The organism is Qipengyuania seohaensis, assembly GCF_002795865.1.
Classification (GTDB): domain Bacteria; phylum Pseudomonadota; class Alphaproteobacteria; order Sphingomonadales; family Sphingomonadaceae; genus Qipengyuania; species Qipengyuania seohaensis.
In genome coordinates this window covers 1,877,694-1,895,220 of sequence record NZ_CP024920.1, presented here as the reverse complement: position 1 = coordinate 1,895,220, position 17,527 = coordinate 1,877,694, and the positions used below count along the sequence as shown (strand labels likewise).

Below are 17,527 nucleotides of genomic sequence, written 5' to 3'. Positions count from 1 at the left end.
CTCTCCTCGGAACGGGGCGTGTCCGGCGGCTGTTGTAGCGATACGACACGCGAATGAAAGGATCTAGGGATGACTGTGACGGCACGCTGGAATGGCGAGGAAATCGCGCGAAGTGACAAGACGCTTATCGTGGAAGGAAATCATTATTTCCCGCCGTCTTCCGTCGCTCGAAGCGCACTCGTGCCAAGCCAAAAGACGACAGTCTGCTCGTGGAAGGGCGTGGCGCAGTATCATTCGGTGAACGCTGGCGGTGACATCAACACCGATGCCGCGTGGTATTATCCCAGCCCCAAGGATGCGGCTGCCGAGATCAAGGACCACATTGCCTTCGGCGGCGGCGTAGAGGTGACCGAAGAGTGATCCGCGCCGCGCTGCGCTGGCTTCTCGCCGCTTTCTATGCCTTGGCAGGATGGGCGCATATTGCTGACCCGGCCCCGTTCCTGGCAATCATGCCGCAAGGCGTCCCTGCCCCCGAGGCGGTGGTTTTCTGGACCGGTATCGCTGAAATTCTGGGTGCGACCGCCCTTCTGCAACCGTGGTCGCAAGACCTCAGGCGATGGGGTGGGATAGGACTGGCGCTTTACGCGCTTTGCGTGTTCCCGGCCAACATCAATCACTTCGTGATGGACATGGCGCGCGAAGATAACGGCCTGGGGCTTGCCTATCATGTGCCCCGCATGGTGGCCCAGCCGATCCTGATCTGGCTGGCCTTGTGGGTTGGCGGCGTCACGGACTGGCCGCGACGCCGCCGAACCGGATAATCAGCTCATGTGCTTGGAAACGGCACCGGTCATCTTGAACATCGAGATCTGTTCCTTGCCGATGACGGCCCCGAGCTTGTCGTCGGGATTGATCATGCGGCGATCCTTCGAGTCCTGCAGGTCGTTCGCCTTGATGTGATCCCACACCTTGGACGTGACCTGCGCGCGGGTCATCGGACCCTTGCCGACTACATTCTCAAGCTCGGGCGAGAGATTCACCGGCTTTTGCAGTGCGTTGTTCTTGCCAGCCATTTCAGGTTCCTTTCAGTTGGCTTTTCTCAGTATTGTCAGATGTCGAGTTCGTCTTCGGCATCCCATTCTTCGACCTCATGGCCTTCGAAACTGGCCGTGAGGATCGCGACCGCGGTGACGTGGTTCGCCATGGTCTTGATCAGGTCTTCGCGCTTTGCGCCGGGCATCAGGGTCAGCGGCAGGTCCAAGGCGAAAAGCTGGAAAGCATAACGGTGCTGGACGCCCAACGGCGGGTCGGGCAGCAGCCATTCGGAATTGCCCTTGGCGTTCTTGCCGGTGCGCGGCGGCACCTCGCCTTCGAACAAAGCACCCTTCTGGGCTTTCAATCCCCAGACGAGCCAATGCGCATCGCCCCGCTCGATATCTTCGACGACGAGCACCAGTTCCTGCGATCCGGGAGGCGGCGCAGTCCATTCAAGAGGCGGCGCCACGGCATCATCCTCGCAAGCCGTGAAGCTCGGGTCGAGTTCGCCGCCATGCTTGAAAGCAGGGCTCGTCAGGGAAAAGCCCGAGCGTCCGAGCGTCTTCTCTTCGGCAACCCTGGCCGCCGTCAGCTCGGCTTTGACCTCGCCTTCTCCGACAGCTCTCTGGATCCATTCTGGGACCACCGTACTCACCACTCAAACTCCGTAATCTCGGGCGCAATGCGCAAATCAATGGCCAAGACTAGGCACAGCACCGGAGGAAAGACCACCACAGCAGGGGGAATTTGCACCATTTTAAGGCGAAAACGGCCCTCTTTTCCACGGAAAGACGATAACTGGCACCGCGCTCTTGCTCACAAGGGGTTAATTGCGCATTCCATACGCAAGCATGCGGCGATGTTCGCCGGGGTCCTGGAGGGAATTTCTATGTCGATGGGTCGCACCATTTTGTCCGCCACTCTTGCCATCTCGCTCGCGGCCTGCGGCGGCGGCGATGGTACCACCAGCCCGATCGGTGGCGGTGGTAGCAGCAGCGGTGGCGGCGGGGGAGGCAGTGCAACCTGCTCCCTTTCTGCCCGACAGGACTGGGCCCGCGATGTACTGAACGAGTGGTATCTCTTCCCCGATCTCCTGAACATCAACGTCAACAAGTCGCAATATACGGATGTCCAAAGCTACATCGATGCACTGGTCGCGCAGGCGGCAGCGCAGAACAAGGACCGGGGTTTCACCTACCTCACGTCTATCCAGGAAGAGAACGAGGCGCTCCAGGGATCGCGCGCAGGCCTCGGCATCCGTTTGACTAGCGACGGTGTCAGCAGGCTTTTCGCAGCAGAAGTCTACGAGACTGGCCCTGCCTTCGACGCCGGTTTCGACCGTGGCACCGAAATTCTTTCCATCAACGGCCAGTCGGTAGAGGCCCTGTTCCAGAGCGGTGGCACCAACGCGGTGCTCAATGCCCTGGGACCGAGCGACCCCGGTGTCAGGCGCGACTTCTCCATCCGCGATACCAGCGGTGTGACGCGCAATGTCAGCGTGACCAAGGCCGACTACACGCTCGACCCGATTTCCGACCGCTACGGCGTCGTTATCCTCAACGACGGTACCGACAACGTCGGCTACATCAACTTGCGCACCTTCTTCTCCCAAGACGCGGACCCGCAATTGCGTGCCGCATTCCAGCAATTGAAAGCGCAGGGTATCACCAAGATCATCCTGGACCTGCGCTACAACGGCGGGGGCCTGGTAGATGTCGCCAACACGCTGGGCGATCTGATGGCCGAAGGGCTTGAGGGGCAGGTCTTCTCGAAAACCGTCCTGCGTCCGTCCAAGAGCGCCGAGAATTCGACCGAGCTATTCCAGAACATCCCGGAGCAGGTCGCTGTCACCAAGCTGGCTGTGATCGGCACGAGAAGCACCGCATCCGCCAGCGAGCTGGTGACCAATTCCTTCATTCCCTATCTTGGTGAAAACCTCGCGCTGGTCGGCTCCAATACCTTCGGCAAGCCCGTGGGCCAGTTCGCGTTCGACAGGTCGGCCTGCGACGATCGCCTGCGCGCCGTTACCTTCAAGACAGTGAACGCCAACGACCAGGGCGAATACTTCGACGGCCTGGCCAGCGTGGTCCGGAAGACCTGTGCAGCATCGGACAATATCTTCGAGCCGCTGGGTGATCCCGCAGAATCGTCGATCAGCGCCGCGCTGGATTTCATGGCGGGACGGTCCTGCACTTCGATCACCGGCGTGCAAAGCGCGCAGTCGAGCACTCCAAAACGCCGGCTTCTCATGAAAGACCGCCCGAGCGAGTTCGAAAGGAACAACCCCGGGGTCTACTGATCGCGGGGGTCTACGCCAGCGCCGTCGCGATTGTAGCCGAGCCGAGCAGGACGGACAGCGGCACACGCAGTCGCATCCACCACGGCGGTGCTAGCTGCCCCAGTCTCGCGTCCACGCCGAGGCTGATCAGCAAGGCAGCGCCCAGCATGACGAGGGTCGCCTCCAGCGGTCCGGTGCCGAAAGCAAGGGGCACGAGGCAAGCCAGCGCGACAAGGCTAGGCGTCACGGCTGCGACCCAGAGCCATCCCAGCGCGCTGCGTCGCTCTGCAGCGGGTGCCCCGGCAGCAATTCCCCACCACATTCCACCAAGGAAACTGAGGATCAAACCAGCATAGATGGCCGCCAGGCGCTGGGAGCCATCATACCATTCCTGCGGTCCGAACCAGACAATCGCCGCGCAGGCCAGTTGAGGCAGCAAGCCGGCAAGGCCGAGCCATCTTGGGAGTTTTGGGATTTCACGCATGCCGCACCATCTTCGGAAAATTGATTGAGGTCGGTCGCGGGCTAGGGTTGGTCCGGGCCGCTAAACGGCTGCCTGTCAGTATGTCCGCACCCGTTCAATTGTTCCGCGCCCAAGGTAATCGTCACCGTGTAGGGATAGGTTCGATCGCTCATCCCGTCGGAGCAATCGCCGGGCGTCACCATCGCATCGAAGCTGGCGCCGTCCATCCGGCCTGAAAAACTGACACCATTGAGACCGGCAAAACGCTCCACCGCGAAGCTGGTGCCCTCAAGGTTTTCCGGACTGCTGAAGACGGCCCGGTTGCCGCTGATCTTGACGTTCCAGAATGGTTCTGTGCCGGAAAGGCTCACGGTCTCGTCATATTCGATCCCGCTGAATTTCTCTGCGCCTTCGGCCTCGTTCGGGCCGGCGCTGCAAGCCGCAAGGAAGGCTAGCGGCAAAGTAAAGGCAATCGATTTCATGTCGCGGTTCCTGCATGGGCGCTCTTGATAAAGGTGGCTGCGTCTCGAAGCGCCGCCTTCCCTTCCGGTATCGGCAATATCATCCACACGTGCTGCATGCGGTCTGCTTCGCGATAGAGTTCAGGTGGGCTCCCGGCTGCCCCCATCCTCTCGCGGAGCCGGCGCGCATCGACAAGCAGTATGTCGCGGGTCCCCACGAAAACCGACGTTGGCGGCAGGTTGGCGAGATCACCGAACAGGGGGCTCAATCGCGTATCCTGCAGCTCTAGCCCTCCGGCATACCGAAGCCCGCAAGCCTCCAACCCTTGTGGCGACAGCATCTTGTCGTAGGGGTCGATATCAGACATTCCCTCGCCCGACGCACTGGCATCGACCCAGGGCGAGAACAAGGTGAGGCTGCCGGGCATGGCAATGCCGTCCCTGGCCAGATCCTGCGCGAGAGCGAGCGCCATCCCGCCGCCGGCGCTGTCACCAGCGATAGCGATATTCTCCGCGCCATGCTGCTGCGCAAGTTCGTCGTAAAGGGCGCGCATGGCCGGTAGCGTGGTTTGGACAGTCACTTCCGGAGCTAGGGGATAGATCGGGACACTGGCCGACATCCCTGCCTGCCGACAAAGCTCGACGATCGCTTCCCAGTGCAAGGCAGCAATGTCCATCACATAGCCGCCGCCATGGAAATACAGCAGGTGGATACCGGACACATCGCCTCTTTCGAGCGGCTCCAGCGTCACGAGCGAGTATCCCCTGCTGCTATCCTCTCTAATGGCGAATTCGCGATGCGCGCTCTTTCCCGGGCGCGGCGACTTTGCCCGGCGCATCTTCGCAATTCTCTGGTCCATCCGGTCGGGCTGGGAGAAGAAGCGTTTTATCCCGAGCAGCGGCAGGACAAATTCGAACATCCGCGCACGCACACTCACCATTTCCCATCTCCCCCGCATTGTCGGGGCAGATGTTAGCGAAGAGCACCGCACGGCGCTACCGGCCTTGCCTATTCGTTCTATCGGGAACTCTCACGGGGCGAACCATGTTGTATTTGCATGAAGATCACACCCCAACTCCTCGCCGCCGTAGCGGTAGTGGCCATTGGCGGCGCGGTCAGCGGCGCGGCGATCGGTGACAGTCCGGTGTTGCCCCGTTCATCGCAGGAGACCTTGCCGCAAGCGCAGGTAGCCTTTGTGCCAAGCTCACCGCGATCGTCCTCCGAGCGTCCACCCAATCATTATCCGCTCAAGACACAAGAAGGCACCGTCCCCGTGGCGGAGCTCGCGCTGCATGGCCGTTATCGCGATACCGCCCATGCCCGCTCGATGATGCGGGCCAGGGAAGCCGAGCTTCGGCCTGCCGAATACGCGGGGAATTACTATGACGAGGCTGAAGTAGAGCGTCTTGCCTATGCTGACGCTTATGCTCAACGCGCTGACCAGGCCCAATCGATGAACTCCCGGTATCCCGATCCGCAACAGGCGGATGCCGCGCGGGTTCAACAGACGCCTGCAGAAGCGGTCGCTACGGCTCCCGCCGATACCGTCGAAATACGCGTCGGAAACGCGAAATCGATCGACGTTGCCGCCGCGCTGGAGAACAGCCGGCGCTGAGCGCTCGACCCAACTGAGAACACAAAAAAAGGCGGCCCCGCGAAGGGCCGCCTTTCTTTTAAATCAGATGCTATCCGATTACTGGGGTATCAGGACCGTATCGATGACGTGGATCACGCCATTCGACGCTGCGACGTCGGTCGCGGTCACGGTCGAGGTGCCGCCTGCGGCATCTGTAAGCACGACGTTGCCATCGACGACATTCGCAGTGAGCGTGCCGCCATTAACGGTGTTGATCGTGTAACCGCCTTCGCCCGCATCGGTGATTGCCTGCGTCAGCGTAGCAGCATCGACGTTACCTTCGACGACGTGGTACGTCAGGATGTTACCAAGCGTTTCGGTGTCATTGGTGGTGAGTTCGGTGAGCGTCGCTTCCGGGATCTTGGCAAACGCGTCATTCGTCGGCGCGAATACCGTGAACGGACCTTCGCCCGAAAGCGTTTCGCCGAGGTTAGCAGCCGTTACGGCGCTCACGAGGGTCGAAAAGGTCTCGTCACCCTGTGCGACTTCGACGATCGAGCCCGGGGCCATGTCGTCGTTGGTCATCTGGTCGGCGGCGGCGTTGTCGTCATAACCGGCATTTTCGGCCGGTTCTTCGGCGCACGCGGCGATCGCGAGCGATGCGGCAGATGCGAGTGCAATTGTCAGCTTTTTCATTTGTGTACCCTTTGAATGTTTTGCAGCGCAAATACAGCCGGCCCACCCGACTGGCGCTTCGCAAACACAACGATAGAGAGAGGGCAAACGTTCCGAATTTGTCGGGAATATGGCAGTCCGGGCCGCTCCAGCGGCGGAGTGTTGCCGGCTCCGTCGTAACGACCGACTGTCAGTGATCGGGGTGCAGTTGGAGTTCGAGCCCTACGGCTTCAGAACAGTCCCGAAAAAGCAGGCTGGGGGATTGCGATCGATTGGGCGATGTACGCAGAGAAATCGCAATTCCAGAGCGGTACGCAATTCTCGTCGCAGAGGCAGGCCACTGTCCGCTATCGCAAAGGAGATGCGAATCCTTTGTGACCGTGCCTCGAGATCAGAGGTCGGTCAGGGTGCTACGAAGCAGCGGCCGCTTCGCGTTCGGCGGCCTTTTCGGATTCGATTTTCTCGCGGCGCTTGGCCACGGCACGCGCTTGTTTGGCCAATCCCAGCCATGTTGCTTCGGAGCGCAGTGCCCGCTCGCGGACATTGTCGAGTGTAGCCTTTTTAGCCTCTGCTGCAGCTTCGCTGGCTCGCGCGGCATAGAATTCGTAAGTCTGGCTCATCCCGTGGCTCCGTCAAAAGGTGCGAGTAAATCGCGCGCCGCGGGGTCCGAAGACACCCGCGACGCGCGAAATGTTTGCTGGCTTAGTCAGCCGACGACAGGTTCACGGCGCTTTCTTTGCCGTTGCGGCCCTGCTCAACGTCGAAGTTAAGACGCTGGTCCTTGTCGAGGCTCTGCATGCCGGCAGCCTGAACGGCCGTGATGTGCACGAAGCTGTCGGGCGAGCCGTCGTCGGGCTGGATGAAACCATAGCCTTTGTCGGCATTGAAGAATTTTACGGTGCCAGTCTTGGCCATGTGGTGTTCCTTTCAAGAACGTAATTGCCCGCGCAGCAGCGTGCCGCATGGGTCGTGCGTCAAATCGTCCGATGAAAGGAAAACGTAGTCTGGTTTACGCCGGGGCCCTTCGGGAAGGGCAGGCGGCGGTCGTCAAAATCCGAAGTCCGTCGCAAATTTCGACGTCAGCGAGGGCGCACTACCACGCCCTCGCCGAAACGCCTAATTTTATTACAAGACCTTGTCGGGACGCGCATCGTGACTGTGACGCTCCGCCTTGCCGAACTGCCGTTCGAGCCGCTGGACGAGCGTTCGCGCAGCCTTGCTGGCCGCATCGTCTACCTTCGCCGCGTGCTCGGTTACACCGATGGGCTTGCCACCGCGCGGCCGCGCTTCGATCATGCAAGCCTTGTCGTCAGCCCCGTGCTTTGGACCGTTTTCGTCGCGCACGTGGATTTCCACCCGGGTCAGCCGGTCCGCGAATCGTGCCAGCTTGTCCCGCACGCTGGCCTCGATGCGTTCTGCGACGTTTTCCGTGCCCATTACCGAACTGTCGGAATTGAACTGGACCTGCATGGGTATGCTCCTTTGTGTTCTCTCTTACCCGTCCCACTTCTCGATATGGGGGTTGGCACAGCGCTTTCCAGCACAATCGCAACCGGTGCGCCAATAGGCTTTCCCCGAGGCGGGTCCCGACAGAGTGGAACGGATGGAACACTGTCCCGGAAGAAAAACCTCCGGAGACGCGCCAAGACCTCGAGCACCGATTCGAGAGGGGGTTCGGGGGCATGCGCATAGCCGGACAAAGAGGCAGATTCCGCCTTCGTAGGAAAGACTTACGCGCGCGTCGCCGGGCACCGATGGACGCCCAGCCCGTTGTCTTCGCACCACCCTCACTCACTTGGAGACGCCCATGCCCGACCGTTCGCTTGCCCAGATCGCCGAAAAGCTCAAATCAATCGATGTCGCCATGCTCGTCACCAAGACCGGCAAGGAAAGTGCGATTGCCGCGCGTCCCATGTCGAACAACCAGGACGTGAGCGAAAGCGACGGCACCACCTACCACTTCGCGACCGATGACGGCCGGATCGACGATGATCTGAAAAGCTCCGGCCAATGCGGCGCCACCTACACCAGCGGCGAATTCTATTGCGCGGTGCAAGGCACAGGCAAACTCCACCGCGATCGCACCACGCTGGAAAAGCACTGGGTCAAGGACCTGGAAAAGTGGTTCGAGAACGGCCTCGATACGGACGGCCTCGTCCTGATTGAAGTCAGCCCGAAACGCATCGCCTGGTGGGAGGGTCGTGAACAGGGCGAACTGACGCCCTGATCCGCCAATGCCCGCCGCGTATCCCGGCGAGCGTCAGCCCTTCTGCTTCGCCTTGTGGGCCGCAATCGCCTCGTCGATGGCGGCGATCCGCTGACGTTCGGGAGTGTCCTTCGCAAGTCCGTGCAGGCGGCACTTCGCCCACAGCTGGCGGCGTTCTGATTCGAGGTTCTTGAGATATAGGTCGGCCATGCGCCCCTATGGCGGCAATCGGGGAACCTGACCAGCTTGGTCGCGGTTTGGCTGACATGAACACCTTTCGCGCCCTCATCCTCGCCCCTGTACTCGCTCTTGCCGCCGCCTGTGTCGGCACGCCCGGCCCGGTCGGCAATGCCAGTGTCCCGCAACCGGCCAAGCCGGTGGAAACGCAGGCCTATCTGGGCAAGTGGTACGAGTACGCACGGTACGAAGCGCCGTTCCAGGAAGGCTGCGAAGGCGTGACGGCGGAATATTCGCTGCGCGACGACGGCAAGATCAAGGTCGTCAATTCCTGCTACAAGGACAGCCTCGACGGCGAATTCGACCAGTCGACCGGCAAGGCCAAGATCGTCGAGGACAGCGCGGGCGCGAAACTCAAGGTCAGCTTCTTCGGCCCCTTCTATGGCGATTACTGGGTGCTCGACCGCGGCGAACAAGGCGCGGACGGCCTCTACCCCTGGTCCATCGTAGGCGAGCCGAGCGGGCGCTATCTCTGGATGCTCACTCGCAAGGCGCAGCCAGATGCGGATACGCGCGTCCTGCTGGAACGGCGGGTGAAAGAGCTGGGCTACGACTGGAGCCTGGTCCGCAAGACCGAGCAACCGGCAAATCTGCCCTAGGGATCAGCCCAATTTCACCAATCGTATCTCGCCTTCGATATCGAGGGCCTCGACATCTCCATCGGGACCGAGCTCGATAGTGAAGTTCAAGCCCGACGGGATGAAGAACTCGGTTCGCGAGGTGGCATAGAAGGGTGAACGCTCGGCGATCTCGCCCTCGATCCACAGCTTGCCGTCATCGACCTCGATCTCGACGATCGGGGAAGCCGCTTCTTGATTGAAGGCATATCCACCCGAAACCGCGTCTTGCCACTTTGCCGGCAGGGCGACCGTTTCCCGTTCCTCGAACGCATCCTGTTTCCAGCCGTAGACGTGGCCGATCGCGCTCGCCACCTCCCGGATCAGGTCTCCTCCGGTATCGGAGTTGGTGAGGATCGCCACGCTCGCCCTGCCATCGGCATAGTTGAACCAGCGGGCGCTGTATCCGGGATTATGCCCGTTGTGGACGAAGACGATCCCGTCGCCGGGTGCGTTGAGCCCGAAGCCGAGGCCCGCATCATCCGCGCTGTCCGGGACCAGCTGCTTGGCCAACTTGCTGGAGACAAGCCCTGCGGAATTGTTGCGCGCATCGGCCACTTTGCTGCCGAGCAGCACCAACTCGCTCGGTGTCGTCCACAGCCCGGCCGCCGCCATTTCGGGATAGGCGTAATAGCCGTGCCCCGCCATTGCCTGTGATGCCTTGCCCCTGTGGCCCAGCGCCAAATTGCTGCCACGCTGGAGGTAAGCGTAATTGCTGAGCAACAATCCGGCGGGTTCAAGGACGTGGGATGTTACGTAATCCGCAAAAGGGGTAGTCGCGACATCCTCGATCAGGAGCTGCACGATCTGGTACCCGCCACCCGAATAGCGGCGGCCCTCCCCCGGGACCTTGTCGACCACGATGGGCTGGGTGTTGGCAGGCGCCTCGCCGGTGAGGACCTGTTCGCTCGACGGATAGACCTCGGCAATATCGTAGCCCCTGAACCCGTGAACGGTCGTCCCTGCGCGATGCGACAGCAGATGGCGCAAGGTGACGGGACGCTGCGCGGTGAAGGCGTTCTGCGGAATTTTCCAGGAGGAGAGGTAGTCGTTCACAGGCGCATCGAGATCGACCCTGCCCTCGTCGACCAGCGTCAGCGCCGCGAGCGCAGCGACCGGTTTCGAGAGGGAAGCGGCTTGGAACAGCGTGTCGGTGTCGACCGCCTCGCTGCCCCCCGCTTGCGCCACCCCGTAAGCCCTCGCCCAGGCCAGTTCGCCGTCGATCGCCACCGCTATGCTGATTGCGGGCACGCGGTGGTGCGCCATCCTTTCCGCAAGCGTCCAGACCGGCCCCGGCTCGCCCTTCGCTCCGAGTGCGGGACGCAGGCCCTGCTCTATCGCCGCGATCTTCTCGTCATGGGCCCCGCCCGCTTCGACCGAGCGGGTAGCAGCGCCAGTTGCCGGCCGGGCCGATGCCGCATCGGGAAGTGCGACCGCGAGCGCTGCGTGTGCCAGCAACGCGCTGGCCAATATTGTTTTCGGCACTTCTCAAACCCCTCGCAAGCAATCGAATCTGCCCACGGGGTAACGGCTCCCATCCGCCATGTCTACAGTTGTAAACGAAAGCCGCGCTTACGCCGAACCCAGCGCCGCGTCCGCCAGGATCGTGTCCATATACTCGCGCACTTCGACGATCTTGCCGCCTGCCATCCGAAAGACGAAGCAATAGTCGTTGTCGTAGCGGCCTCCGTCGACCGTGGCGGCATCCCCCCTGGCGATCACGGCCACGCGGTCGCCGTCGGCTAGGATCAGTTCGGCCTTGGTGAGATAGGGCCCGTCGATCCGCGCGAAGAGCGGGCCGACGAGGTCGCGCTCCACCGCCTCCAGGCCCTTCAAATGTTTCGACCAGGCGGACGATCCCATGACACGCCATTCGATATTCTCGTCGAACAGGGCGGTGAAATGCGTCGGGTCACCCTTCGCAAGTCCGTCGTAAGCCTTGGTGATGAGCGCGCGGTTGGTTTCGGTCTGGGTCATGGCACGAGTTTCCCCCTCCGCCCCCGTCCCGTCAAGCTGCGCGCTGGTGCGCGGCCCGATGGCCCGCTAGGCACGCCGCCATGCCGACCCCTGTCACCATCCTCGTCGACGCCGATGCCTGCCCCGTGAAAGAGGAAATCTACCGCGTGGCCGCGCGCCACAAGGCGCACGTGCGCGTGGTGAGCAACAGCCCCTTCCGCGTGCCCGTGAGTGACCGGGTCAAGCGCGTGGTGGTGGACGACGGCTTCGATGCCGCCGACGACTGGATCGCGGACCACGCCACCCCGCGCAGCGTGGTCGTCACCGCCGACATCCTGCTCGGCGAGCGCTGCCTGAAAACGGGCGCCACCGTGCTGCGCCACGACGGCAAGCCCTTCGACGCCGCCAGCATCGGCAGCGCCATCGCCACCCGAGCCATCATGGAAGACCTGCGCGCCGGGATGGACGGCCCCCTCGGTTCTGCCGGAGGCGGCCCGCCGCCATTCAGCAAGGCGGACCGGTCGAACTTCCTGCAGTCGCTGGACCGGGTGCTGGTGAAGCTGGGGCGCGGCTGAGCCTGACGAGACAGCTGCGCCCGCCGGTTTCGCTATCTATTCCCTGCAATCGGCCCATAGTGGACCCGGGGCATTCCGCCCCGATTGGAAAAGACCATGGCCAAAGGCCAACAAAAGAAGAGCCGCGAAGCGCGCAAGCCCAAGAAGGAAAAGGTCAAGACCAACGCCTCCAACCCCAGCACCAAGCCCGGTGCGATTGCGGGTCTGGAGAATATGCGTAACAGCTAAGGGCTCCGCCCCCCCCGCGTTCGACCGGCGGCAGATTGCCCCGGATCGAGCGCCCTCCCGATCACCCGTCACGAGCACCTGCGAAAGAGGAGACCCCGGATCGTATCGACCCGGGACGTCTTCCGCAGAGGCGACGGGCGAAGTTGACATAGGCGACACCGTGTCACCCGGCATTCTCTGCCGAAAACCCGCATGATCGCGTGGTTCTGGGGCTCTCGCGCGAAGTTGACACTTGGCGCGGGCAAATCGCCCCCGCGGCGAAGGTGGGGAGATTACGGGCAGTGCTTTGCCGAGTGCTCATCCGCAAGGATAAGGCAGGTTTTGGCGAAGTAGGAAAACCGAAAGGCCTCCCGCGTTTTCCGAAGGCACTGGCGGGTTTGGGTCGAGTGGGTTCATCATTGCGGCGTGAAAAGCAGCGCTGGCCGATTTACGCTTTGCAAACCGGCAGCGGGCTAAAGTCCCTGAATGGAAACGGTAAACTTCCTTCTCGATCGTCCGGTTGCACTGCTTCTCGTGCTGCTTGCCGGCGCGCTGATCGGGATTGGCTTCGAGCGGACGATGGCCAAGGCCGATGCGGCCAGGCGCAAGGCCTATTGGCAAGGCCGCAATGCAAGGAAATTCGGCAAGAAGGGCCCCACTCTGAGGACCATCGAAAAAGCGGAGCGCAAGCAGGTTGCCAGCGCCGATTTTGCCGCAGAACAATTGAAGCTGGTGAGCCGCGCCACGTTCAACTCACGTTCGCTACTCAACAAGTCTGAAGCGAAGGTGTTCGACGCGCTCGACAAGGCGGTGATCGGTCGCAATTCCGGCTGGCAGGTGATGGCTCAGGTGAGCCTCGGCGAATTCCTCGCCAGCCCTGACAAGGACGCCTATTTCGCGGTCAATTCAAAGCGCGTCGATTTCGCGCTGATGGACGAACAGTGCCAGGTCGTGCACGCGCTCGAATACCAGGGCAGCGGCCACCACACAGGCTCCAGCGCCGCCGCGCGCGATGCGGTGAAGAAGGAAGCGCTTCGCAAGGCAGGCATCGGCTATCACGAGATCGTCGCCGGCCACACCACGCCGAGCGAACTCAGGGCGCTGGTTGAGAAGCTGGTTCCGGCGTGTTGAGTATACTTTCCCCGGAACTTCTCGGTGCTCATCCTCGAGGATAAGGCAGATTTTGGCGGACTAGGAAAACGGAAAGGCTTCGCCCGAACGCGTTCAGCAGGCGCTCGCGGGGTTGAGCGAGGCATCCACGATGAAAAGGTCAGAATTCAAGTCGATTTCGGATATAACTATTCGCGATCCTATTGCCGAGATTCCACGACTTCTATACGAGAAAGGCAGAAGCAATGGAGGATCGTGGTGTCAGAGTTTTCCGCCATGAGAGAAAGCGCTGGCATCGAAATCTTCGATATCGTTCAGGAATATTCCGCTTCCTATGACGATGTTGTCGCATGGGAGACTGGGCGAAAAACCGCTCCGAAAAAGATCATCGACGAACTTCGTGCGCGTGAACCCGCCATTTTGCGTGAAGATCAATATCTGAATACGCTTTTCGAAGGCGACTGCCTCGATCTTCTTCCCAAACTACCCGAAGATTCAGTCGACCTCATCCTTTGCGACCTCCCATACGGGACCACGCAGAACAAATGGGACTCTGTTATCGATCTCGATCGATTGTGGCACGAATATCGCCGCATTCTGAAACCGAACGGGGCTGTGGTGCTATCTGCCCAAGGGGTTTTTACTGCCAAGCTGATTTTATCGAATGAGTCATGGTTCAAATACAAGATTGTCTGGGAGAAATCTAAGCCGACAAACTTCCTAAACGCGAAGAAGCAGCCACTTCGGAAACACGAAGATATTTGCGTGTTTTACCAGAAACCGCCGACTTACAACCCTCAGATGAAATCTGGTAAGCCCTACGACAAGGGTATTCGCAAAAATCAGCTTTCCGGTTCGTACGGTGATTTTTCTCCAGTGCACGTTAAAAGCACAGGACAGCGATATCCTTCCGACATTATCTATTTCAAAACCGCGGAAAGCGAACCAGGTCGCAACGTTTGGCACCCAACCCAAAAGCCCGTTGATTTGGGACGCTATCTGGTCCGGACCTTCACAAATGAGGGTGATGTGGTGCTCGACAATGCATTTGGCAGCGGCAGCTTCCTTCTAGCTGCCGCTCTGGAGAAGCGGCGCTTCGTCGGAATGGAGAGAAACCAAGAAGCCGTTCAATTCAAGAACGATCCAGCGGATTTCATTGAAATTGCAAATGTTAGACTACAGAAAGCGGATGTCACTCCGCAAGTGGTTCGCTCTCTCTAGAATACGCCGTAGTTCCGACCGCTGTCGCCCTCTTTTGTGCGATCAAAGAGCTTCCCAGCCTTAGAATGTGCGACCAATTTCTTGTACTCCTCACCGTCAAGCTCAACAAAGCTGACTACGAATGTGGCTCTAGCCGTCATATCGTCGGTCAACAGAAGCGCTTTGGTAGAGGGCTGCAGCTTTCCTTGAGCTTTTAAGCGCAGATCATCCGAGCCCGGTATCTCCTTTGGGATGTGAATTCTCCACATCCCATTTTTTTCGCGAAACTTGAATGTCGCACTGACGACATCTCCAGCTTCACCCCGCAAAGTTACGTCGACAGGAGATTTGCCACTAGCAGGCAACCCAAGGGATGCTGTCATCGCCTTGGGAAACTCAATCTCCCTCCCATTGGCCATCGCTGAGCGAATATCTATCCAACGAACGCCTGACTGTGCGATTAGCTCGCCCCTCTTGGACTCGAGTTCGCCATCCGCCAAAATGGCAAGATCGGAATTTTTTGCGACTTTAGTACGCGCTTTCTTGGCTCGCTTATATTCCGTTTCATAATCGGCGAGCCGTTCCAAACTGAGGGTTTCGCCAAATGAGACGAGGGACTTCCAAGCCGTCAGATGCTGTTCCACCTCGCTCTTGTTCTCCGCGATTAGCAATGCTCCGGCCTCGGCGTTTCGCTGAAGTCCGTGGTTAGTGAGGTTTCCACTGCCAATCAGCAGGGTCGATCTCTTCGAGTTTTGACTAGACCAAAACCGGAACACCTTTGGATGAAAACGGCGACCCGGCCCAAGAGAACAAACTTTTAAGACGCTGCCTTTCTTATTTCGCAGATCCTTGAGCACCTTCGGCTGAGTTATCGCGTCATCAAGACCGAACACCCAACGTAGCTGAAAATCACGTCCTTCTACTGCGTCTAGAATAATTTTCACGCCGCCAGTCGTCGCATACGCAACAGCGACGTCTAAACGATCAAAGATCCCCTCTTGAACGATTTCCCTGATTGTATCGGCAAAGTTTGAACCTCCGGGATCACCCTGCACGTAAAGTCGGGTTTGCATCAGTTCTGCTCCTCCGGCAAATACAACTTCTCGCCCTTCTCGCGATACACCTCGCTCATCTCTTCCATGCCCTTCTCCGCTTCCTCGGCCTCTTCGGCTGATGTCTCGCGCTTGATGTTCTCGCTCGCAAGATAGCTGTCCGAGTTCTGCTTCGCGGCGAAATCGCGCACTTCCTGCGTGATCTTCATCGAGCAGAATTTCGGTCCGCACATGGAGCAGAAGTGAGCCGTCTTGGCGCCTTCTGCGGGGAGGGTCTGGTCGTGGTATTGCTCGGCCGTGTCGGGGTCGAGGCTGAGGTTGAACTGGTCGCGCCAGCGGAATTCGAAGCGGGCCTTGGAAAGCGCGTCGTCGCGGACCTTGGCGGCCGGGTGGCCCTTGGCAAGATCGGCGGCGTGGGCGGCGAGCTTGTAGGTCACCACGCCCACTTTCACATCGTCGCGGTCGGGCAGGCCGAGGTGTTCCTTGGGCGTGACGTAGCAGAGCATGGCGGTGCCGTACCAGCCGATCTGCGCCGCGCCGATGCCGCTGGTGATGTGGTCGTAACCCGGCGCGATGTCGGTAACGAGGGGGCCGAGCGTGTAGAAGGGCGCTTCACCGCAGGCTTCCAGCTGCTTGTCCATGTTCTCCTTGATCTTGTGCATCGGCACGTGGCCGGGGCCTTCGATCATCACCTGCACGTCCTGCTGCCAGGCGCGCTTGGTGAGTTCGCCCAGCGTGTAGAGCTCGGCGAACTGGGCTTCGTCGTTCGCGTCGGCGATGCTGCCGGGGCGCAGGCCGTCGCCCAGCGAATAGGCGATGTCGTAGGCCTTCATGATCTCGGTGATCTCGTCGAAGCGCTCGTAGAGGAAGCTCTCCTTGTGATGCGCGAGGCACCATTTCGCCATGATCGAGCCGCCGCGCGACACGATGCCGGTGACGCGCTTTGCGGTCATGGGGACATAGGGCAGGCGCACGCCGGCGTGGATGGTGAAATAGTCGACGCCCTGTTCGGCCTGTTCGATCAGCGTGTCGCGGAATATCTCCCAGGTGAGGTCCTCGGCAATACCGCCGACCTTTTCCAGCGCCTGGTAGATCGGCACGGTGCCGATGGGGACGGGCGAGTTGCGGATAATCCATTCGCGCGTGTCGTGGATGTTGCGGCCCGTGGACAAGTCCATGACCGTGTCCGCACCCCAGCGGATCGACCAGACCATCTTGTCGACCTCTGCCGCCACGTCGGATGCCACGGCGGAGTTGCCGATATTGGCGTTGATCTTGACGAGGAAGTTGCGCCCGATCGCCATCGGCTCGGTTTCGGGGTGGTTGATGTTGTTGGGAATGATCGCGCGGCCGCGTGCCACCTCGTCGCGTACGAATTCGGGAGTGACGTAATCGGGCAGCTCGGCGCCCCAGGGCTGGCCATCGTTGCGCGCGGTGAGGCGCGCGGCTTCCTCGCGCAGCATTTCGCGGCCCAAATTCTCGCGCTCCGCGACATATTCCATCTCGGGCGTGATGATGCCGCGGCGGGCGTAATGCATCTGGCTGACGTTCATGCCGGGCTTGGCGCGCAGGACCTTCTTCGCCACGTTCGGGAAAGCCGGGACGCCGCCCGAACGGTCGGGGCCAAGCTGGCCGTTGTCTTCGGGCTTCACTTCGCGCGCGTCATATTCCTCGACATCGCCGCGCGCGAGAATCCACTCGCGGCGCTTCTGTTCGAGGCCTTGCCGGATGTCGATGGTGGCATCGGGATCGGTGTAAGGGCCGGAGGTGTCGTAGACGCGCACGCTGGGCTCGCCGCCCTCGAGGTCGATCTCGCGCATGGCGACCTGCACGCCGCTGCCGGACTTCGCGCCGACATGGACCTTGCGGCTGCCTCGAATGGGTCCGGTGGTGACGCCGATGTCGAATTTGCTGTTGATGTCGGCCATGCGAATGCTC

The 17,527-nt window shown here is 60.7% G+C and carries 24 protein-coding genes; 10 read left to right on the top strand and 14 right to left on the bottom strand.

Annotated features, from left to right (window positions below; translation table 11 throughout):
- The first annotated feature begins 69 nt into the window (after positions 1–69).
- Positions 70–360, top strand: coding sequence for a DUF427 domain-containing protein (locus CVE41_RS09315; protein WP_100260395.1), 291 nt, complete (start codon positions 70–72; stop codon positions 358–360).
- Complete coding sequence (locus CVE41_RS09310) at positions 357–761, top strand: DoxX family protein (protein WP_100260394.1); 405 nt, start codon at positions 357–359, stop codon at positions 759–761. The genes CVE41_RS09315 and CVE41_RS09310 overlap by 4 nt, the downstream gene beginning before the upstream one ends.
- Here the strand turns inward: CVE41_RS09310 and CVE41_RS09305 are convergent, their stop codons facing one another.
- Positions 762–1,013, bottom strand: coding sequence for an SWIB/MDM2 domain-containing protein (locus tag CVE41_RS09305; RefSeq protein ID WP_006833160.1), 252 nt, complete (start codon positions 1,011–1,013; stop codon positions 762–764). It abuts the gene before it with no gap.
- Between the two features lie 35 nt (positions 1,014–1,048).
- Positions 1,049–1,630 carry a YbhB/YbcL family Raf kinase inhibitor-like protein gene (locus tag CVE41_RS09300; protein WP_100260393.1) on the bottom strand — a complete coding sequence of 194 codons (582 nt, stop codon included), beginning with the start codon at positions 1,628–1,630 and terminating at the stop codon, positions 1,049–1,051.
- Between the two features lie 240 nt (positions 1,631–1,870).
- Between CVE41_RS09300 and CVE41_RS09295 the strand changes: the two genes are divergently transcribed.
- A complete protein-coding gene (locus CVE41_RS09295) occupies positions 1,871–3,274 on the top strand; it encodes a S41 family peptidase (RefSeq protein ID WP_232725631.1) in 1,404 nt (467 codons plus the stop codon).
- Between the two features lie 10 nt (positions 3,275–3,284).
- Here the strand turns inward: CVE41_RS09295 and CVE41_RS09290 are convergent, their stop codons facing one another.
- The 3 genes from CVE41_RS09290 to CVE41_RS09280 are packed head-to-tail and all read right to left on the bottom strand — an operon-like array spanning position 3,285 to position 5,118.
- Positions 3,285–3,737: a DUF3429 domain-containing protein gene (locus tag CVE41_RS09290; RefSeq protein ID WP_100260392.1), complete on the bottom strand. Its 453-nt coding sequence runs from the start codon at positions 3,735–3,737 to the stop codon at positions 3,285–3,287.
- Positions 3,738–3,778: 41 nt separating this feature from the next.
- Positions 3,779–4,198, bottom strand: a complete 420-nt coding sequence (locus tag CVE41_RS09285; protein WP_100260391.1) for a COG3650 family protein — start codon at positions 4,196–4,198, stop codon at positions 3,779–3,781.
- The gene (locus CVE41_RS09280; protein ID WP_100260390.1) at positions 4,195–5,118 is read right to left on the bottom strand and encodes an alpha/beta hydrolase fold domain-containing protein; all 924 of its coding nucleotides are present in this window, start codon (positions 5,116–5,118) and stop codon (positions 4,195–4,197) included. The genes CVE41_RS09285 and CVE41_RS09280 overlap by 4 nt, the downstream gene beginning before the upstream one ends.
- Positions 5,119–5,235: 117 nt before the next feature.
- Between CVE41_RS09280 and CVE41_RS09275 the strand changes: the two genes are divergently transcribed.
- Entirely contained in the window at positions 5,236–5,793 is a 558-nt protein-coding gene (locus CVE41_RS09275; protein WP_100260389.1) for a hypothetical protein, read from the top strand.
- A 78-nt stretch (positions 5,794–5,871) separates the two neighbouring features.
- Here CVE41_RS09275 and CVE41_RS09270 read toward each other — a convergent pair whose 3' ends face one another.
- From CVE41_RS09270 to CVE41_RS09255, 4 genes are all read right to left on the bottom strand, one after another.
- The gene (locus CVE41_RS09270; RefSeq protein ID WP_100260388.1) at positions 5,872–6,450 is read right to left on the bottom strand and encodes a fasciclin domain-containing protein; all 579 of its coding nucleotides are present in this window, start codon (positions 6,448–6,450) and stop codon (positions 5,872–5,874) included.
- A gap of 389 nt (positions 6,451–6,839) precedes the next feature.
- A complete protein-coding gene (locus CVE41_RS09265) occupies positions 6,840–7,049 on the bottom strand; it encodes a hypothetical protein (RefSeq protein WP_100260387.1) in 210 nt (69 codons plus the stop codon).
- An 82-nt stretch (positions 7,050–7,131) separates the two neighbouring features.
- Positions 7,132–7,344 (bottom strand): cold-shock protein, encoded by a 213-nt coding sequence (locus tag CVE41_RS09260; protein WP_100260386.1) that lies wholly within the window; start codon positions 7,342–7,344, stop codon positions 7,132–7,134.
- Between the two features lie 210 nt (positions 7,345–7,554).
- Positions 7,555–7,899, bottom strand: coding sequence for an HPF/RaiA family ribosome-associated protein (locus tag CVE41_RS09255; protein WP_100260385.1), 345 nt, complete (start codon positions 7,897–7,899; stop codon positions 7,555–7,557).
- A 337-nt stretch (positions 7,900–8,236) separates the two neighbouring features.
- On the opposite strand from CVE41_RS09255, the gene CVE41_RS09250 reads away from it, so the two are divergent.
- Complete coding sequence (locus CVE41_RS09250; protein WP_100260384.1) at positions 8,237–8,656, top strand: pyridoxamine 5'-phosphate oxidase family protein; 420 nt, start codon at positions 8,237–8,239, stop codon at positions 8,654–8,656.
- Between the two features lie 33 nt (positions 8,657–8,689).
- On the opposite strand, the gene CVE41_RS14760 is transcribed toward CVE41_RS09250, so the two are convergent.
- Complete coding sequence (locus CVE41_RS14760) at positions 8,690–8,845, bottom strand: hypothetical protein (protein ID WP_198507639.1); 156 nt, start codon at positions 8,843–8,845, stop codon at positions 8,690–8,692.
- 56 nt (positions 8,846–8,901) lie between these two features.
- Between CVE41_RS14760 and CVE41_RS09245 the strand changes: the two genes are divergently transcribed.
- Positions 8,902–9,471, top strand: a complete 570-nt coding sequence (locus tag CVE41_RS09245; protein WP_100261465.1) for a lipocalin family protein — start codon at positions 8,902–8,904, stop codon at positions 9,469–9,471.
- Between the two features lie 3 nt (positions 9,472–9,474).
- Here CVE41_RS09245 and CVE41_RS09240 read toward each other — a convergent pair whose 3' ends face one another.
- Positions 9,475–10,974 carry a serine hydrolase domain-containing protein gene (locus tag CVE41_RS09240; RefSeq protein WP_157799467.1) on the bottom strand — a complete coding sequence of 500 codons (1,500 nt, stop codon included), beginning with the start codon at positions 10,972–10,974 and terminating at the stop codon, positions 9,475–9,477.
- 87 nt (positions 10,975–11,061) lie between these two features.
- On the bottom strand, positions 11,062–11,466 hold the full coding sequence (locus CVE41_RS09235; protein WP_100260382.1) for a nuclear transport factor 2 family protein: 405 nt from the start codon (positions 11,464–11,466) through the stop codon (positions 11,062–11,064).
- 80 nt (positions 11,467–11,546) lie between these two features.
- On the opposite strand from CVE41_RS09235, the gene CVE41_RS09230 reads away from it, so the two are divergent.
- From CVE41_RS09230 to CVE41_RS09220, 4 genes are all read left to right on the top strand, one after another.
- Positions 11,547–12,020: a YaiI/YqxD family protein gene (locus CVE41_RS09230; RefSeq protein WP_100260381.1), complete on the top strand. Its 474-nt coding sequence runs from the start codon at positions 11,547–11,549 to the stop codon at positions 12,018–12,020.
- Between the two features lie 96 nt (positions 12,021–12,116).
- Entirely contained in the window at positions 12,117–12,248 is a 132-nt protein-coding gene (locus tag CVE41_RS14975; RefSeq protein WP_267903957.1) for a hypothetical protein, read from the top strand.
- A gap of 465 nt (positions 12,249–12,713) precedes the next feature.
- Positions 12,714–13,358: a DUF2726 domain-containing protein gene (locus CVE41_RS09225; RefSeq protein WP_100260380.1), complete on the top strand. Its 645-nt coding sequence runs from the start codon at positions 12,714–12,716 to the stop codon at positions 13,356–13,358.
- 24 nt (positions 13,359–13,382) lie between these two features.
- Positions 13,383–14,558 (top strand): DNA-methyltransferase, encoded by a 1,176-nt coding sequence (locus CVE41_RS09220; protein ID WP_198507638.1) that lies wholly within the window; start codon positions 13,383–13,385, stop codon positions 14,556–14,558.
- On the opposite strand, the gene CVE41_RS09215 is transcribed toward CVE41_RS09220, so the two are convergent.
- Together CVE41_RS09215 and thiC are read right to left on the bottom strand one after the other, a co-directional pair.
- A complete protein-coding gene (locus CVE41_RS09215) occupies positions 14,555–15,610 on the bottom strand; it encodes a phospholipase D family protein (RefSeq protein WP_100260378.1) in 1,056 nt (351 codons plus the stop codon). The genes CVE41_RS09220 and CVE41_RS09215 overlap by 4 nt on opposite strands.
- On the bottom strand, positions 15,610–17,517 hold the full coding sequence (gene thiC, locus CVE41_RS09210) for a phosphomethylpyrimidine synthase ThiC (protein ID WP_100260377.1): 1,908 nt from the start codon (positions 17,515–17,517) through the stop codon (positions 15,610–15,612). Before thiC ends, CVE41_RS09215 begins: the two co-directional genes overlap by 1 nt.
- Positions 17,518–17,527: the final 10 nt, after the last annotated feature.

Excerpts from the sequence above, each read along its gene's own strand:
- CVE41_RS09315 (WP_100260395.1), top strand. The coding sequence starts at position 70 with ATGACTGTGACGGCACGCTGGAATGGCGAGGAAATCGCGCGAAGTGAC.
- CVE41_RS14975 (WP_267903957.1), top strand. The coding sequence starts at position 12,117 with ATGGCCAAAGGCCAACAAAAGAAGAGCCGCGAAGCGCGCAAGCCCAAG.
- CVE41_RS09285 (WP_100260391.1), bottom strand. The coding sequence starts at position 4,198 with ATGAAATCGATTGCCTTTACTTTGCCGCTAGCCTTCCTTGCGGCTTGC.
- CVE41_RS09260 (WP_100260386.1), bottom strand. The coding sequence starts at position 7,344 with ATGGCCAAGACTGGCACCGTAAAATTCTTCAATGCCGACAAAGGCTAT.
- CVE41_RS09225 (WP_100260380.1), top strand. The coding sequence starts at position 12,714 with ATGGAAACGGTAAACTTCCTTCTCGATCGTCCGGTTGCACTGCTTCTC.
- CVE41_RS09215 (WP_100260378.1), bottom strand. The coding sequence starts at position 15,610 with ATGCAAACCCGACTTTACGTGCAGGGTGATCCCGGAGGTTCAAACTTT.
- thiC (WP_100260377.1), bottom strand. The coding sequence starts at position 17,517 with ATGGCCGACATCAACAGCAAATTCGACATCGGCGTCACCACCGGACCC.
- CVE41_RS09250 (WP_100260384.1), top strand. The coding sequence starts at position 8,237 with ATGCCCGACCGTTCGCTTGCCCAGATCGCCGAAAAGCTCAAATCAATC.
- CVE41_RS09245 (WP_100261465.1), top strand. The coding sequence starts at position 8,902 with ATGAACACCTTTCGCGCCCTCATCCTCGCCCCTGTACTCGCTCTTGCC.
- CVE41_RS09255 (WP_100260385.1), bottom strand. The coding sequence starts at position 7,899 with ATGCAGGTCCAGTTCAATTCCGACAGTTCGGTAATGGGCACGGAAAAC.
- CVE41_RS09280 (WP_100260390.1), bottom strand. The coding sequence starts at position 5,118 with ATGGTGAGTGTGCGTGCGCGGATGTTCGAATTTGTCCTGCCGCTGCTC.
- CVE41_RS09305 (WP_006833160.1), bottom strand. The coding sequence starts at position 1,013 with ATGGCTGGCAAGAACAACGCACTGCAAAAGCCGGTGAATCTCTCGCCC.
- CVE41_RS09290 (WP_100260392.1), bottom strand. The coding sequence starts at position 3,737 with ATGCGTGAAATCCCAAAACTCCCAAGATGGCTCGGCCTTGCCGGCTTG.
- CVE41_RS14760 (WP_198507639.1), bottom strand. The coding sequence starts at position 8,845 with ATGGCCGACCTATATCTCAAGAACCTCGAATCAGAACGCCGCCAGCTG.
- CVE41_RS09295 (WP_232725631.1), top strand. The coding sequence starts at position 1,871 with ATGGGTCGCACCATTTTGTCCGCCACTCTTGCCATCTCGCTCGCGGCC.
- CVE41_RS09230 (WP_100260381.1), top strand. The coding sequence starts at position 11,547 with ATGCCGACCCCTGTCACCATCCTCGTCGACGCCGATGCCTGCCCCGTG.
- CVE41_RS09265 (WP_100260387.1), bottom strand. The coding sequence starts at position 7,049 with ATGAGCCAGACTTACGAATTCTATGCCGCGCGAGCCAGCGAAGCTGCA.
- CVE41_RS09235 (WP_100260382.1), bottom strand. The coding sequence starts at position 11,466 with ATGACCCAGACCGAAACCAACCGCGCGCTCATCACCAAGGCTTACGAC.
- CVE41_RS09275 (WP_100260389.1), top strand. The coding sequence starts at position 5,236 with ATGAAGATCACACCCCAACTCCTCGCCGCCGTAGCGGTAGTGGCCATT.
- CVE41_RS09270 (WP_100260388.1), bottom strand. The coding sequence starts at position 6,450 with ATGAAAAAGCTGACAATTGCACTCGCATCTGCCGCATCGCTCGCGATC.